Here is a 15,104-nt window from a genome sequence, read left to right as displayed (position 1 = left end):
TAGGGTGGGAACATGATGCATGTGGGACTGACCGGGGGAGTGGCCTCCGGAAAATCTGCGGTCGCGGCCAAATTGGCCGCCCTGGGAGCCGTAGTCATCGATGCCGACGCGTTGGCGCGCCAGGTGGTCGAACCCGGCACGCCCGGGCTGGCTGCGATCAAGGACACGTTTGGCGAAGCCGTTTTGCTGGCCGACGGGTCGCTGAACCGTCCCGCATTGGGCGCGATAGTCTTCGCCGACGAGGCGGCGCGGGCCAAGCTCAACGCGATCGTGCACCCGCTGGTGCGGGAGCAAGCGGCGAAGTTGCGCCAAGGAGCGCCAGCCGGCTCGCTGGTGGTCGAGGACATCCCGCTGCTGGTCGAGACCGGCCAGCTGGACAGCTTCGACGCGGTGGTCGTCGTGGCCGCCCCGCACGCCGAACGCATTCGCCGCATGGTCCAGGACCGCGGCTGGACCCGGGAAGACGCCGAGGCCCGGATGGCCGCGCAGGCCACGGATGACCAGCGGGCGGCCGTAGCCGACTACCTGCTGGATAATTCCGGTACCTTGGAAGAACTGGAGGTGCAGGTTTCTGCCCTCTACCGCCAATTGGCGCCAGCACAGGAGTAGGAATGTACAAGATCTGCAAGTGGAGCACCCTGATCGCTTTCGCCGTCGCCTTGGTGCTGTGGCTCGGTTTTGGCGGCCGCGCCGAATTCGTTGCCAGCGAATCCGGGCCGTATTCGCCGGTGGTCTACATTTCCGGCTGCCTGGCCTTGCTGGGGCTGATTGCCGCCACCATCATGACCGTGGGATTCTTCGGCAGCAGCATCCAGCGCACCGTCAAGCGCAATGCGATCCGCTACGGGATGCGCAAATAGCACCCCGGGTTTAAGCTGAAAGCTGGCTAGGGCGCAGCCCCAACTGTCGGGGCAAGTGGATATGCTGGAAGCATGAGTCTTGCACAGCCGATCAAGCGCGTGGTCGCCCCCTTCGAAGTCATCAGCGAGTACCAGCCTGCCGGCGACCAGCCGCAGGCCATCAAGCAGCTGACCGAGCGGATCAACGCCGGCGAGAAGGACATCGTGCTGCTCGGTGCCACCGGTACCGGCAAGTCCGCGACCACCGCCTGGCTGGTGGAGCAGGTGCAGCGCCCCACCCTGGTGCTGGTGCAGAACAAGACCCTGGCCGCCCAGCTGGCCAACGAGTTCCGCGAGCTGATGCCCAATAACGCGGTGGAGTACTTCGTCTCCTACTACGACTACTACCAGCCCGAGGCCTACGTCCCGCAGACCGATACCTTCATCGAGAAGGACTCCTCGATCAACGAGGAAGTCGAGCGCCTGCGCCACTCGGCCACCAACTCCCTGCTCACCCGCCGCGACACCATTGTGGTCGCCACCGTTTCGTGCATCTACGGCCTGGGCACTCCCGAGGAATACGTGGCCGGGATGGTCACCGTGCGCACCGGCGAGGAACTGAATCGCGACGCGATGCTGCGGCAGTTCGTGGCCATGCAGTACACCCGCAACGACATGGACTTCCACCGCGGCACCTTCCGCGTGCGCGGGGACACGGTGGAGATCATCCCGATGTACGAAGAGCAGGCCGTGCGCATCGAGTTCTTCGGCGACGAGGTGGAAGCGATCCACACCCTGCACCCGGTCACCGGCGAGGTGATCCGCGAGGAGACCGAGATGTACATCTTCCCGGCCAGCCACTATGTGGCCGGTGCCGAGCGGATGCACAAGGCGATCAAGCGGATCGAGGACGAGCTGGCGGTGCGCCTGAAGGAGCTGGAATCGCAGAACAAGCTCGTCGAGGCCCAGCGGCTGCGCATGCGCACCACCTACGACCTGGAAATGATGGAGCAGATGGGTTTCTGCAACGGCATCGAGAACTACTCGCGCCATATCGACGGCCGCGATGCCGGCAGCGCCCCGCACTGCCTGATCGACTATTTCCCCGATGACTTCCTGCTGGTGATCGACGAGTCGCATGTCACCGTGCCGCAGATCGGCGCCATGTACGAGGGCGACATGTCCCGCAAGCGCACGCTGGTGGAACACGGCTTCCGCCTGCCAAGTGCCATGGACAACCGCCCGCTGAAATGGGATGAGTTCCTTGAGCGCATCGGGCAGACCGTGTACCTTTCGGCCACCCCGGGCAAGTACGAGCTGGGCAAGTCCGACGGGTTCGTGGAGCAGATCATCCGCCCCACCGGGCTGATCGACCCCGAGATCATCGTCAAGCCCACCAAGGGCCAGATCGATGACCTGCTCGATGAGATCCGTACCCGTGTGGATCGCGATGAGCGCGTGCTGGTCACCACGCTGACCAAGCGCATGGCCGAGGACCTGACAGACTACCTCACCGAGCACCAGGTGCGGGTGCAGTACCTGCACTCCGATGTGGACACGATCCGCCGCGTGGAGCTGCTGCGCGAGCTGCGCATGGGTTCCTTCGACGTGCTGGTGGGCATTAACCTGCTGCGCGAGGGCCTGGATTTGCCCGAGGTTTCGCTGGTCGCGATCCTGGATGCCGACAAGCAGGGCTTCCTGCGTTCGGCCACCAGCCTGATCCAGACCATCGGCCGTGCCGCGCGTAACGTCTCGGGCCAGGTGATCATGTATGCCGACAAGATCACCGATGCGATGGACCAGGCGATCGAGGAGACCAATCGCCGACGGGCAATCCAGGAAGCGCACAACAAGGAGCACGGGATCGACCCCACGCCGCTGCGCAAGAAGATCGCTGACATCACCGACCAGCTGGCCCGTGAGGATGCCGACACCCAGGAACTGCTGAACAACAACCGGTTGGCGAAGAATGCCAAGCGCACCAAGGCCTCGTCCGCCGTGCGCAAGGACGGGCTGGCCGCCGCCCCGGCCGAGGACCTGCTGGCCCAGATCGGGGAAATGACCGAGCAGATGCACGCCGCGGCCGCTGAATTGCAGTTCGAACTGGCCGCCCGGATCCGCGATGAAGTTTCCGAGTTGAAGAAGGAATTGCGCCAGATGAAGGCTGCCGGGCACGCGTAGCCCTGCTGCTGTCCAGCGCAGTATTGGGACATGCGCCAAGCCTGTGCAGTTCCTGTGCGCTACACTTGATCACTGGACGTAGGGGAGTATCCCAATGCTGTGGACGTCAACACGCGAACCAATGATGTTTCGCCGGGCACAGCAGCCGATCACTGAGCCAGCTATCTAAGCGTTTCGAATTCTGGTGTGGCGGCGGAGAGACTTGCGGCGATTTTCCATACCCTCCAACGAAAGGTCGCTCGTCCGTGGGCACTAATGGGTTAACTATTCAATTCGAGATCATCGCGCTGATTGTTCTGTGCGCGGTGCTCATCGCAGACCTGCTGTACGTCACCAAGCGTCCGCACATTCCTTCCATGAAGGAAGCAGGCATTTTTGTCGGCATCTACATCTCCTTGGCATTGATCTTCGGTGCCGTGATCTGGACGCAGGCTGGACCCCAGCTTGGCCAGGAATTCTACGCCGGCTGGGTCACCGAATACGCGTTGTCGGTGGACAACCTGTTCGTCTTCATCATCATCATGGCGCGCTTCTCGGTACCGCGTAAGTACCAGCAGGAAGTGCTGATGTTCGGCATCATCATCGCGTTGGTCCTGCGCGCAATCTTCATTGTGCTCGGCGCCGCGATCATCGAGCAGTGGTCGTGGGTCTTCTACATCTTCGGTGCCTTCCTGCTCTGGACCGCATGGAACCAGCTCAAGGACGAGGATGAGGACGAGGAAAGCGGCCTGGTCAAGAAGCTGACCTCCAAGCTGCCGATTTCCAAGGACTTCGATGGCGCCAAGCTGCGCACCGTGGTCGACGGCAAGAAGCTGTTCACCCCGATGGTGCTGGTCTTCGTGACCATCGGCATGACCGACCTGCTGTTCGCCTTCGACTCGATCCCGGCGATCTTCGGCCTGACCAAGTCCGCGTTCATTGTGTTCACCGCGAACATCTTCGCGCTGATGGGCTTGCGCCAGCTGTACTTCCTGCTCGGTGGCCTGATGAACCGCCTGGTCTTCCTGAAGCACGCACTGAGCTTCATCCTCGCTTTCATCGGCGTGAAGCTGGTCTTCCACGCCCTGCACGAGAACAGCCTGCCGTTCATCAACGGCGGCGAGCCGCTGCATTACGCGTGGCTGGACATTTCCGTGGGTGTTTCGCTGCTGGTCATCCTGGGCGCGATCGTTATCGCAACCGTGCTGTCGCTGTGGAGCCCATGGGGCAAGCGCGCCGCTGCTTCGGCTGAAGCCGCGGAGCTCGCCGGCGCAGCGGAAGCTGCAGAGCAGGACGCGGCTAAGTAATCCGCACAATTACCCGCCGGGACCAGTTGCTTCCAACTGGCCCCGGCGGGTTTTCCGCACCCGCATAGTGTGCCTATGCTGTTCTGCTAAGGTATTTTCCATGAGCGACCTATCGACAGAAGCCAGTGGCATTGCCACCGGCGTAGCACTAGCGTCGGGCACCATGTCCCGGCTGCTTGGACGCGCGGCCGGGCAAGGCCGATCGGTGACCGCTTGGCGGGTGCTTTCCACCCTGGATCGGTTGGGCCCCCAGCGCGTGGGCGACTTGGCGATCGAGCAGCGCGTGGCCCAGCCGACCATGACCGGTCTGGTCATCCGCATGGAAAACGACCAGTTGGTCCAGCGCCAACCGGACCCTGGGGACGGGCGCGCCAGCCTGGTGAGCCTGACCGGCGACGGCAAGGAGGCCATCGAAGCCTACCGGCAACGCGCGATTTCCTCGCTGGCCGGCGGCATCGATTCCTTCAGCGCCGAGGAACGGCGGATTCTGGCGCAGGCTGTGCCGCTGCTGCAACGGTTGAATGACCAGGTTGCCGCGAAGCTGGACCATTAGCAGCCGAAGGCTTAACGCGCAGGGCGCTTGAATCCCCCGGGGGATTCAAGCGCCCTGCGCGTTAACCTAGCCGGTGCGCGGGCTAGCTGTCCTGGGCCGCGGCGTCCGGGTCTTCGCCGTTGGCCATGGCCAGCAGCCGGCGGAAGATCGCCGGGCCATCGTCGCCGATGCCGTCATGGTGGAATTGATCGGTCACCCAGGTCTGCAACCCGGCCACCTGCGAGGCGGTGCGCAGCGAGAGCTCGCGGTCCACATAGACGTCGTCATGGTAGACCGCGGCGGCCACAGGCACGGTGTTCTTGGCCAGGACGTCCAGATCGTAGAGCGGGCCGAAGCCTTCGTGCTCGGCCAGGATGCGGGCCACGTCCTCCAGGGGGCGCAGGGCAGGATCTTCGGCGAAGTGCCAGCTGTAGATCATCTCGCCGGTCAGCAGCGGGGTCGCCGCGTGGCGGGTGAAGTCGGCGAATTCCGGCAGGACTTGTTCGGCCGCGAAATTGGTCGGCTCGCCTTGGGCATAGATGGTTTCATGCATCAGCGCATAGAGCGGGTTCGAGGCGAAAGAGCTCTGGGCCAAGAGCGCTTCGAGGAAGTGATCCGAGAGGCGGTCGCCGCCCGGGGTGTGGCTGAAGGCCTCCTCGAAGATGTGATGCAGCAGGTGCACCCGGGTGTTTCCGCCCAGGTACATGCCCAGCATCTGCACCATCGGCACGGTGACGCGCTGGCCGTTGGGCAGCAGCTCATCGTCATTGGTGCGCACATGCTCGTAGATCCTGTGCAGGGTCTGGAAGTCCTCGGGGTACCAGGAGAAGTACTCGCGGTTGCGTTCTGCCATCCGCTGGTAGGTGGCGCGGTAGACGGTCTTCGCATCGGCATCCAGCGAGGCCAGCCCGCCGGTGACCAGGCAGCGGGTGAGCGACTGCGGGAAGAGCGAGAGATAGGTCAGGGTGCAGAACCCGCCGTAGCTCTGCCCCAGGGTGCTCCACTGCTCGATGCCCAGGTGCTCGCGCAGGGCTTCGGCGTCGCGCACAATCGAGTCGGCGCGGAAATGCGAGAGGTAGCGGGCCTGGGCGGCCGAGTCCCCGCGCAGCGGCAAGGACTTGCGGTTAGCCGGGGTGGACAGTCCGGTGCCGCGCTGGTCCAGCAGCAGCACGCGGAAGTGCTTGGTGGCTTCGGCCAACCACCCCGACAAGGAACCGGGGCGCGGGGATTTGCCCCCTGGACCGCCCTGCAGGAACAGCAGCCAGGGCTTGGCCGTGCCGGTGCTGATCTCGCGGGCGAAGACCGAGATCTTTTCGCCCTGCGGATCGGCGTGATCCAGTGGAACCTCGATGCGATGGTCGGTGACATCCATACCGCGGTAGTGGCGCATTAGCTCGCTCCTTGCATGCCAAGTTGTTGCAGTGCTTCGCCGTCCAGGCGCCGGGTGCTCCAGCCGTCCATGGAGCTGGAACCGATGGCGTCGTAGAACCTGATGGCCGGCTCATTCCAATCCAGCACTGACCATTCCAGGCGCTTGTAGCCGCGTTCGACGCAGATCTGCGCCAGCGTGCGCAGCAACGCGGTCCCGGTGCCTGAACCGCGCTGGGATTCGCGCACATACAGATCCTCCAGATGGATGCCGTGCCGGCCTTCCCAAGTGGAGTAGGTCAGATACCACAGGGCCATGCCCCTGAGCGTCCCGGTTTCATCCTCGGCAACATGGGCGAAGACCTGGGGATTGGGGCCGAACAGATGGGATTGGAGGTCTGCTGCGGTGTTGAGCACCGCATCAGGTTCCCTTTCATAGTCGGCCAATTCCTGGATCATTGCCAAGATCTGCGGGCAGTCGCCCGGAACAGCTTCACGCACAATACTCATGTGTTCCAGCTTACCTCCGTCGCACCGCTAAAACGTCGGTGACCAGACCTAAGGTTGAATGCATGATGGGTGGACACCACGCGGTGAGCGGCGCAGCCGCATGGTTGGCAATTACAACTGACGTCACTGTGGGTTCGGTGAACCTGGGGCTGGGAACTTTCCAGATGGACCGCTGGGAAACCCTGGCCGGCGCGATCGTCTGCGCTGGCGCGGCCCTGCTGCCCGACGCGGATCACCATGGGGCCACGATCGCCCGCTCGCTGCCCCCGTTCTCCAGCATTTTCACGCGGATTGTCGGTTCGGTTTCGGGCGGGCACCGCAACGGCACCCATTCGCTGATCGGCATCGCCTTCTTCATCTTCCTGGCCTGGCTGGCCAACGGCTGGGATGTGCAGACCGCGGCGTTGGGCACGGTCTACCCGGCCGCGGCGCTGTTCGCGATCCTGCTGATTTCCTTCGCGGTGAAGACCATGAAATTCATGCCGCCGCTGCTGTGCTGGATTATCGCCTTGGCCGCCGGGACTTTCGTCGGGATGAATGCGCCGGAGCAGAACCTCTGGTTCCTGATGGCAGTCTCCCTGGGCGCGATCGTGCACGTGCTGGGCGACATGCTGACCATCGGCGGCTGCAATCTGCTGTGGCCGATCAAGATCGGCTCGCCGCGCTGGTTCCGCCGGCTGCCGCTGATTGGCGGCTGCTGGAAGTCCAATGGGCGGGTGGCATTGCCGATTCTGGCCGAGACGGGCTCCACCGCAGAATGGCTGCTCGCGACGCTGCTCACTACCTATGTGGGCATCGCGCTGATCGTCGCCTGAGGGCCCCGGCCCGCTGCCGGCTCGCCGCAGTGCAACGCGCTTTGGCTGGCAGCCGGTGATCAGGCATGATCCGAACCATGCAGTTTCAATTCACCCGGCGCATCACCTGGGATCAGCTTCCCGGCGAACTGCGCGCGCGGATCGAATCGCACCTTGGATCCCGGGTGATCCGGGCGCTAAGCCAAGCCTCGGGGTTTTCCCCGGGCAGCGCCGATCGGCTGCTCACCGCCGATGGCCAGCGGGTCTTCGCCAAGGCGGTGCATCCGGGCCTCAGCGCCCCGGCCACGGTATTGCACGCCCGCGAAGCGGCAATAGCGGCCAAGCTCCCGGCGGCCTTGCCGGTTCCGCAGTTCCTGGGGCGCATCAGCTGGCAAGGCTGGGAGGCCTTGGTCTTCGCTGAAGGCCCAGGGGCCAGCCCGCAGCTTCCCTGGCCGGCCGGACAGTTGGAACGGGTACTGGACACGCTGGCGCAGCTGGCTCATCAGGCCCCCGATTCCCTGATCGAGCTGCTGCCGACGCTGGAAGAGGAACTGCGCGAGGACGTAGACGGTTTTGCGCGGATCATGCAGGACGGCTGGCTTCCAGCTGATCCCTGGGTGGCGCAGAACCTGGAAGAACTCCATGGGCTGGCCATGGACGGTATCGGGGCGCTGGCCGGAGACCAGCTGGTGCATTCGGATCTGCGCTCGGACAACATCCTGCTGGGCGACGGCGGAGAAGTGCTGCTGGTGGATTGGCCGTGGGCTTCGCGGGGCGCCGCATGGTATGACGCGTTGACGGTGCTGGTTGAAGCGCGGATCTTCGACCCGGCGCTGGATGCGGATGCCATTGCCGCCTCCCACCCGATCTTCGAATCGGTGGGCGCGGACGCGGTCAGCGCGGTCTTAGCTGGACTGGCCGCCTACTATGTGGACGCGGCGCGCAGGCCCGAGGTTCCGGGGCTGCCCACGCTGCGCAGCTATCACGCGAAGCAGGCGGCCGCCACCGTTGGGTGGCTCAAGGCGCGGCTGGCCTAGCTGGCTATTGCAGGGGCTAGCTGAACCGGGCCGGCGTGGCATTTTCCCCGCGGTAGACCAGGGCCAGGCCCAGGACCAGCGAACCGAGCTGGACCAAGGTCGCCAGCCACGCGCCGGAAGCAAAGAGCTCGGACCAGCCGCTGAGCAGCCCGACCAGGACCAGCAGCAGGAGGCCTGCCCCGAGCAGGCGAAGCTTGTACCCGTTCATGGCCATACCCTACGGCACTGTCCGCGGCATTGCCACCGGACTCCGGGAAGATGCCTCGGGCATCGAGTGCGCGACTAGCCCAGATGCCGGGGCTGGTCCAGCGCCGTGCCGGATCCCATGCAGATAATTGGCGGCAAGCCGGAATCCAGCCGGGAAAGTACCAGCTGTTCCTGCGCAACGAGGTTCTGCGGCAGGGCATCGAGCGGGAACCAGCGAAGCTCGCAGGCTTTCTCCGGTTCCATGAGGCGCGGAGTACCGTCCCACTGGCGCGCCAGGAAGAAGAAATCCACAGGGGATTGGGCGCCGCTGCCCGCTTGCAGGTAGCGGTGCACCGTGCACAGCGGCTGGAGCTGGTCTGCCGCGATCCGGATGCCCAGTTCCTCACGGGCTTCGCGAACGGCGGCGGCAACGGCAGCCTCGCCGGGCTCAACGTGCCCGGCGGCCGCCGTGCTCCAGAACCCGTCCATGTAGCCGGTTCCCGACCTCAGTTGAAGCAGGACTTCGTCGGCGCGCCGCAAGATGGCGTAGCTGATGGCGGGCATCAGGAGTCCAGGCGGCCCACCGAAGTCACCTTGACCACAGGTTCGCCCGCCTCGTCCGAGTCATCCAGCGAGATGGTGGCCGTGATGCCCCAGTCGTGGTGCTCGGATGGGTCGGCGAAGATCTGGCGCACCTCCCAGGTGCGCTGGGGCATGTCCTTGATGATGAACAGCTTCGAGCCGCGTCCGGCGGGACCGTCGTCGATGTCCTCGTGCTCGTCGAAGTAGTCGTCCATGGCATCGGCCCAGGTGTCCGCGTCGAAGCCGCTATGCCCGTCGAGCTCGCCCAGGGCCTTGTCCTGCTCGTCGGCGAACAGCTTCACCCGGCGGAACATCTCGTTGCGGACCATCACGCGGAAGGCGCGCACATTGCTGGTCAGCTTTTCCGGTGCCGGAGGCGGTGCGGTTTCCGTTGCCTCGCTCAGCTCGCCGCGGGAGAGCTCTTCCCATTCGTCCAGCAGCGAGGAGTCGATCTGGCGGATCATCTCGCCGAGCCATTCGATCAGGTCTTCGAGGTCCTCGCGCAGCGCGTCCTGGGGAACGGTCTGGCGCAGGGCCTTGTAGGCATCGGTGAGGTAGCGCAGCAGCACGCCCTCGGAGCGGGCCAGCTGGTAGTACTGGACAAAATCGGAGAAGCCCATGGCGCGTTCGTACATGTCGCGCACGATCGACTTCGGCGCCAATTCGAAGTCCGAGAGCCACGGTGCGCCGGAGCGGTACTGCTCGAAGGCGCTCTCCAGCTTCTCGGCCAGCGGCATCGCATAGGTGATTTCATCCAGTGCGTTCATGCGGTCGTTGTAGTCCATGCCTTCGGCCTTCATCGCGGCGATGGCCTCGCCGCGGGCCTTCTTCTCCTGGCCGGAGAGCACCTGGCGCGGCTTTTCCAAGGTCGCCTCGATCACCGAAACGACATCCAGCGCGTAGCTGGCCGAATCCGGATCCAGCAGGTCCAGGGCGGCCAGCGCGAAGGGCGAGAGCGGCTGGTTCAGCGCGAAGTTCTGCTGCAGGTGCACGGTCAGCTCGTAGTAGTTGCCGTATTCGTCTGGCTCATTGCGGCGCACGACCACCTCGGTGGCGATCAGTTCGCGCAGGATCCCGAGGGCACGCAGCTTCAGCTTGCGCTGGGACGCCGGGGTCTCGTGGTTTTCGCTGAGCAGGCGCTGGGCGGCCTCGAACGAATTGTCCTCGCGCTCCAGCAGGTTCAGCAGCATCGAGTGCGAGACCTGGAATGAGGACTTCAGCGTCTCGGGGGCGGCCTCGACGATCTTCTCGAACGTCTTCTCGCCCCAGGTCACGAAGTTCTGCGGCGGCTTCTTCTTCGGGATCTGCTTGAGCTTGGACGAGCCCTCGCCGTGCTTCTTCAACGCCTTTTCCATGGCCTTGTGGTTTTCGATCGCATGCTCCGGAGCCTGCACCAGCACGGTGCCTGCGGTATCGAAACCTGCGCGGCCCGCGCGCCCGGCAATCTGGTGGAATTCGCGGGCGTTCACGATGCGCGTACGGGTGCCGTCGAACTTGGACAGCGCGGTGATCACCACGGTGCGGATCGGCACGTTGATGCCCACCCCCAGGGTGTCGGTGCCGCAGATGACCTTGAGCAGGCCGGCCTGCGCCAGCTGCTCGACCAGGCGGCGGTACTTGGGCAGCATGCCGGCGTGGTGGATGCCGATGCCGTGGCGCACCAGGCGGTTCAGCGTCTTGCCGAACCCGGCGGCAAAGCGGAATCCGCCGATCATCTCGGAGATCTTTTCCTTCTCCTCGCGCGTGGCCACATTCACGCTCATCAGCCCGGTGGCGCGGTCGATGGCATCGAGCTGGGAGAAGTGCACGATATAGATCGGCACCTGCTTGGTCTTGATCAGTTCCTCCACGGCCTCCTGCACCGGCTCCATGGAGTAGTAGAAGTGCAGCGGGATCGGGCGCTCGGTGTGCGCGACCGTCACCGTTGGGGTGCCGGTGCGCTCTTCGAGTTCCTGCTCGAAGCGGGTGACATCGCCCAGGGTGGCGCTCATCAGCAGGAACTGCGCCTGCGGCAGCTCGATGAGCGGCACCTGCCAGGCCCAGCCGCGTTGCGGATCGGCGTAGAAGTGGAACTCGTCCATGATCACGCAGCCCACGTCCGCCTTGGAGCCTTCGCGCAGGGCGATGTTCGCCAGGATCTCAGCGGTGCAGCAGATGATCGGGGCGTCGGCGTTCACCGAGGAATCACCGGTGACCATGCCGACGTTCTCAGCGCCGAAGATCTTGCACAGGTCGAAGAACTTCTCGGAGACCAGCGCCTTGATCGGCGCGGTGTAGAAGCTGATCTGATCGCGGGCCATGGCGTAGAAGTGGGCTGCGATGGCAACCATGGACTTGCCCGAGCCGGTGGGCGTGGCCAGGATGACGTTGTTGCCGCCGGCCAGCGCCATCGACGCTTCGTCCTGTGCGGGGTAGAGGTTGATGCCACGGGTCGCGACCCATTGGCCGAAAGCCTCGTAGATTTCGTCGTCGGATACGTTCTTGGCGTCTGCTGGCAGATAATCGGTGAGCAACATGATGTTCCTAGCCTATCCGTTGAGAACTATGACTGGGGGCTAGTTGTTGCGTGCGCCTCTCGTTTAGGCTCTGGAATATGAAATGGGATCCGACGAAATACACCGAATTCTCCGATTACCGGGGCCGCCCGTACCTGGATTTGCTGGGGCAGCTGGTCTCGGTTGACGCGTCGAAGATCATCGATCTGGGGTGCAGGCCGGGAAACATGACCCGGCTGCTGGCCCAGCGCTGGCCGCAAGCGCAGGTCACCGGACTTGATTCCTCGCCGGAGATGATCGCCAGGGCCACGCAGAGCGAGCATGAGGAGAACCTGGGCTTCGCGCTGGCCGATGCCACGGCGTGGACCCCTGGCTCCGGCACGGACCTGCTGTTCTCCAATGCGATGCTGCAATGGCTTCCGGGGCATCGGGAGTTGCTGGCCGGCTGGCTGCACAATCTGAAGCCCGGCGCGAACGTGGCTATCCAGGTCCCGGGCAATTTCGGCTCTCCGTCGCATGCGGTGATGCGCGCAGTTGCCGACAGCCCGAAGTGGTCCGGCCAGCTGGCAGGAGTTCTGCGCCATGACGATGTAGTGGGAGAACCGGGCGAATACCAGCGAATCTTCCTGGACGCGGGGTTCCAGGCCAATGTCTGGGAAACCACCTACCATCAGCTGCTCGCGGGGGAGGACCCGATCCTGAACTGGGTTCGCGGGACGGCGCTGCTGCCCATTCGCCACACGCTCAGCGACGAAGACTATCTGGAGTTCGAAAACGACTACCGGGCCGAAGTCTCCAAGCACTACCCGTCATTTGCTTCGCAGGACGGTACCGTCCTGACGAACTTCCCGTTCCGCAGGATTTTCATGATCGGGCACAAGCTCGGCTGATTCGCACCAGGCTCGGCATCGTCAGAGCGCTTGGAAGGTGAGCTGGCTCAGCGATTGTTTCCCGCCAGGCACCTTTGCACGATGCCGGGCAGCACACGGACGCAGACCAGGACAACCAGGATGCCCAACGCAACCCCGGAGAAGACATCGTGGACGAAGTGGGCGCCTACGCCCACGCGGGATAGGGCAATCAGCAAGACGGCCGGTATCGCGTACTTGGCCAGCTTCGGAAGGGCCAGCGTGCAGGCTGCGGCGACGCCGGCGGCGAGAACCGAATGGTTGGAGGGCCAAGACCAGTCGCCTGCTTCAGGGCACGCCACTGCGGTGAGAGCATCCAGGGCGCGGCAGGGGCGTTCCTCGGCGACCAGGATCTTGGCCAGCTCGCTCAGGCCATAGGCCGCTACCGCGCCAGTCGCGCCTGAAACCAGGCGCCAAAACGCAACTCGGTCACGGAACCAGCACAGGACCGTGAGCGTGCAGGCCCCGGCCATCAGCATCAAGAGCAAGATCTCGGAAAAGAACACAGCCGCCGCGGAGAGCAGCGCCGACTGGGCAACAGGTCCTGAAATGCCCAGATACAAGGCATCACGCAACGGATAGGCGGCTAGCGCCAGGAAGGCGAGGACCGCGACGATGATGGCTGGTCGTGATGGGGCGATGGCAATTGGTGCGGAGGACGGAGAATTCACAAGTGGTGATTATACGGATCTGATCCGGCGGCAGGCATCAGCCGGAAGAGGTCCCGCACCATTAAACGCTGCTGCCATCGGCACGGATGCCGCTGGCAATGCAGTCAAGGGCTACCACCCGCGTTCGCGCCACTGCTCCAAATTCGGGCGTTCTGCCCCCAGTGTCGTCGAATCACCGTGCCCCGGCAGAACCTGGGTTTCGTCCGGGAAGCGGTCGAAGATGCGTTCGGTGACGTCGGTGAGCAAAGAGAGGAACCGCTGCGGGTCCTTCCATGTGTTGCCCACGCCTCCGGGGAACAAGCTGTCGCCGCTGAGCACCACCGGCTGGCCGGAGGAATCAACCAGCGCATAGCCGAGCGAACCCGGCGTATGCCCTCGCAGATGGATCGCCTCGATGATCACATCGCCCAGCTTCAGCTGGTCGCCGTGATTCAGCGCATGGTCGATCTTGACCCCGGATTCTCCAGCGATGCCGGCCACGTCCTCTGCACCGGCGTAGGTCGGCACCGGGTACTTCTCCACGGCTTCGGCCAGCGCGCGCACGTGGTCCCAGTGCTGATGCGTCGTGGCGATGCCGATAAGGCGCGGATCGCTCGCGTCTTCACTGGCCGCCTGGATGAGCCGCTCGATGGCCGGCATGTCATCCGCCGCATCCACCAGCAGCTGTTCGCCGGTCTTCCGATTAGTTACCAGGTACACGTTGTTTGCCATGTCGGATACTGAGACCCAACGGACGGTCACATCGTTCAGCAATAGTTCGTTCATGCAACCAGACTACGGTGCAGATCCCGGCTGACGCGATAGGCTCGGATAAATGCCAAACACAGTCCAAAGGATGGAGTGCAGGATGACCGAACTGGAATTCATCAAGATCGAGCCGAACTCGGGCGTGGCGCCGTATCAGCAGGTCCGCGAGCAGATCCTCTCAGCAATTGCCAAGGGCAAACTAGCTCCGGGTACCAAATTGCCGTCGGTTCGTGCGCTCTCGGGCACCTTGAACCTCGCGGTGAATACCGTCGCCAAGGTCTACAAGGAACTTGAGCTGCAGGGCGCAGTGGTCACCCGCGGCCGCCACGGAACCGTGGTCCAAGCCGCGGAGAATCGTGCAGAGCAGGAAGTCAGCGATGCGGCCGCCGATCTGGCCCGCATCGCCCAACTGTGGTCGGTCGACGAAGCAACCGCGGTGAAGTACTTGCGCGCGGCATTCAGTTCCCTGCCAAGGTAGCCCCGAAGCGCCTCTGGAAGTGATTCCGGGAACCAGCCACAGGTGGAACCCGATGAATGCGAATCGGAATGAGGGCATTCGTTCCTGCAACAGCCCCGTGGCGATTGACTGGCCATGGGAGCAGGACTAGGAACCTTGCGGGTTCACCCAGCTCCATCTGCCAATAGCCAACGAGCGTAGTTTCCCCATCGGGGTGGGGATTATCCGCGCGCCCGCCGCTATCCGAACCAGTGGTCAATTCAACGGCGAACTGCAAGAGCTCGCCCGCGAAAAGAGGCCATTGGCGATAACTGGAGAGATTGCGGACTGGAGCCTGGGCGACCAGGCCAACGCGCTGCGCCGGGCCGATCGTGGCTGCACCGTCCACGCCTTCGAAGCCACCTGCTGGCATCCATTGGCGTTGTGAATATGTGCGCTCCGCTTCTCGGCCCAGACCCCCTACGTCGCCCTAGGGAGTGGGAGCTTTAGAACCCAGGCATGCTTATTTGAA

17 protein-coding genes are annotated in these 15,104 nt (G+C 64.0%); 10 read left to right on the top strand and 7 right to left on the bottom strand.

The genetic code is table 11. The features are described from left to right. Positions 1-12 precede the first annotated feature (12 nt). The 5 genes from coaE (at position 13) to ACFVHU_RS02755 (ending at position 4,859) form a co-directional block, all read left to right on the top strand. Positions 13-609 carry a dephospho-CoA kinase gene (gene coaE / locus ACFVHU_RS02775; protein ID WP_332502773.1) on the top strand — a complete coding sequence of 199 codons (597 nt, stop codon included), beginning with the start codon at positions 13-15 and terminating at the stop codon, positions 607-609. A gap of 2 nt (positions 610-611) precedes the next feature. After that, positions 612-860 carry a hypothetical protein gene (locus tag ACFVHU_RS02770; protein ID WP_105656691.1) on the top strand — a complete coding sequence of 83 codons (249 nt, stop codon included), beginning with the start codon at positions 612-614 and terminating at the stop codon, positions 858-860. 72 nt (positions 861-932) lie between these two features. Then, complete coding sequence (gene uvrB / locus ACFVHU_RS02765) at positions 933-3,020, top strand: excinuclease ABC subunit UvrB (protein WP_105656690.1); 2,088 nt, start codon at positions 933-935, stop codon at positions 3,018-3,020. 245 nt (positions 3,021-3,265) lie between these two features. Further along, the gene (locus tag ACFVHU_RS02760; protein ID WP_105656689.1) at positions 3,266-4,306 is read left to right on the top strand and encodes a TerC family protein; all 1,041 of its coding nucleotides are present in this window, start codon (positions 3,266-3,268) and stop codon (positions 4,304-4,306) included. A gap of 100 nt (positions 4,307-4,406) precedes the next feature. Next, a complete protein-coding gene (locus ACFVHU_RS02755) occupies positions 4,407-4,859 on the top strand; it encodes a MarR family winged helix-turn-helix transcriptional regulator (RefSeq protein ID WP_105656688.1) in 453 nt (150 codons plus the stop codon). 82 nt (positions 4,860-4,941) lie between these two features. Here the strand turns inward: ACFVHU_RS02755 and ACFVHU_RS02750 are convergent, their stop codons facing one another. Continuing rightward, entirely contained in the window at positions 4,942-6,228 is a 1,287-nt protein-coding gene (locus tag ACFVHU_RS02750; RefSeq protein ID WP_388022326.1) for an alpha/beta fold hydrolase, read from the bottom strand. Further along, positions 6,228-6,716, bottom strand: coding sequence for a GNAT family N-acetyltransferase (locus tag ACFVHU_RS02745; protein WP_133834222.1), 489 nt, complete (start codon positions 6,714-6,716; stop codon positions 6,228-6,230). Before ACFVHU_RS02745 ends, ACFVHU_RS02750 begins: the two co-directional genes overlap by 1 nt. A 62-nt stretch (positions 6,717-6,778) precedes the next feature. Here ACFVHU_RS02745 and ACFVHU_RS02740 point away from each other — a divergent pair, with 62 nt between their 5' ends. Then, positions 6,779-7,531, top strand: a complete 753-nt coding sequence (locus ACFVHU_RS02740) for a metal-dependent hydrolase (protein WP_105656685.1) — start codon at positions 6,779-6,781, stop codon at positions 7,529-7,531. Between the two features lie 77 nt (positions 7,532-7,608). Further along, positions 7,609-8,547, top strand: coding sequence for a phosphotransferase (locus ACFVHU_RS02735; protein ID WP_388022322.1), 939 nt, complete (start codon positions 7,609-7,611; stop codon positions 8,545-8,547). 16 nt (positions 8,548-8,563) lie between these two features. Here ACFVHU_RS02735 and ACFVHU_RS02730 read toward each other — a convergent pair whose 3' ends face one another. The 3 genes from ACFVHU_RS02730 to ACFVHU_RS02720 form a co-directional block, all read right to left on the bottom strand. Then, entirely contained in the window at positions 8,564-8,755 is a 192-nt protein-coding gene (locus ACFVHU_RS02730; RefSeq protein WP_332498565.1) for a hypothetical protein, read from the bottom strand. Between the two features lie 74 nt (positions 8,756-8,829). Further along, entirely contained in the window at positions 8,830-9,297 is a 468-nt protein-coding gene (locus ACFVHU_RS02725) for an NUDIX domain-containing protein (RefSeq protein ID WP_332486769.1), read from the bottom strand. Then, positions 9,297-11,831, bottom strand: a complete 2,535-nt coding sequence (locus ACFVHU_RS02720) for an RNA helicase (RefSeq protein WP_105656681.1) — start codon at positions 11,829-11,831, stop codon at positions 9,297-9,299. Before ACFVHU_RS02720 ends, ACFVHU_RS02725 begins: the two co-directional genes overlap by 1 nt. A gap of 77 nt (positions 11,832-11,908) precedes the next feature. Between ACFVHU_RS02720 and ACFVHU_RS02715 the strand changes: the two genes are divergently transcribed. Continuing rightward, positions 11,909-12,700, top strand: coding sequence for a methyltransferase domain-containing protein (locus ACFVHU_RS02715; protein WP_388022318.1), 792 nt, complete (start codon positions 11,909-11,911; stop codon positions 12,698-12,700). 47 nt (positions 12,701-12,747) lie between these two features. On the opposite strand, the gene ACFVHU_RS02710 is transcribed toward ACFVHU_RS02715, so the two are convergent. Both ACFVHU_RS02710 and ACFVHU_RS02705 read right to left on the bottom strand, forming a co-directional pair. Beyond that, positions 12,748-13,389: a phosphatase PAP2 family protein gene (locus tag ACFVHU_RS02710; protein WP_388022315.1), complete on the bottom strand. Its 642-nt coding sequence runs from the start codon at positions 13,387-13,389 to the stop codon at positions 12,748-12,750. 111 nt (positions 13,390-13,500) lie between these two features. After that, a complete protein-coding gene (locus ACFVHU_RS02705) occupies positions 13,501-14,154 on the bottom strand; it encodes an MBL fold metallo-hydrolase (protein ID WP_388022313.1) in 654 nt (217 codons plus the stop codon). An 82-nt stretch (positions 14,155-14,236) separates the two neighbouring features. Between ACFVHU_RS02705 and ACFVHU_RS02700 the strand changes: the two genes are divergently transcribed. Together ACFVHU_RS02700 and ACFVHU_RS02695 are read left to right on the top strand one after the other, a co-directional pair. Beyond that, the gene (locus tag ACFVHU_RS02700) at positions 14,237-14,614 is read left to right on the top strand and encodes a GntR family transcriptional regulator (RefSeq protein WP_105656678.1); all 378 of its coding nucleotides are present in this window, start codon (positions 14,237-14,239) and stop codon (positions 14,612-14,614) included. A 280-nt stretch (positions 14,615-14,894) separates the two neighbouring features. Then, a complete protein-coding gene (locus tag ACFVHU_RS02695) occupies positions 14,895-15,020 on the top strand; it encodes a hypothetical protein (protein WP_388022310.1) in 126 nt (41 codons plus the stop codon). The last annotated feature ends 84 nt before the right edge of the window (positions 15,021-15,104 follow it).

Origin of the sequence: Glutamicibacter sp. NPDC127525, assembly GCF_042672105.1 — a bacterium.
Classification (GTDB): domain Bacteria; phylum Actinomycetota; class Actinomycetes; order Actinomycetales; family Micrococcaceae; genus Glutamicibacter.
The sequence above is the reverse complement of the archived record's forward strand: the minus strand, read 5'-3'. Positions and strand labels throughout refer to the sequence as shown.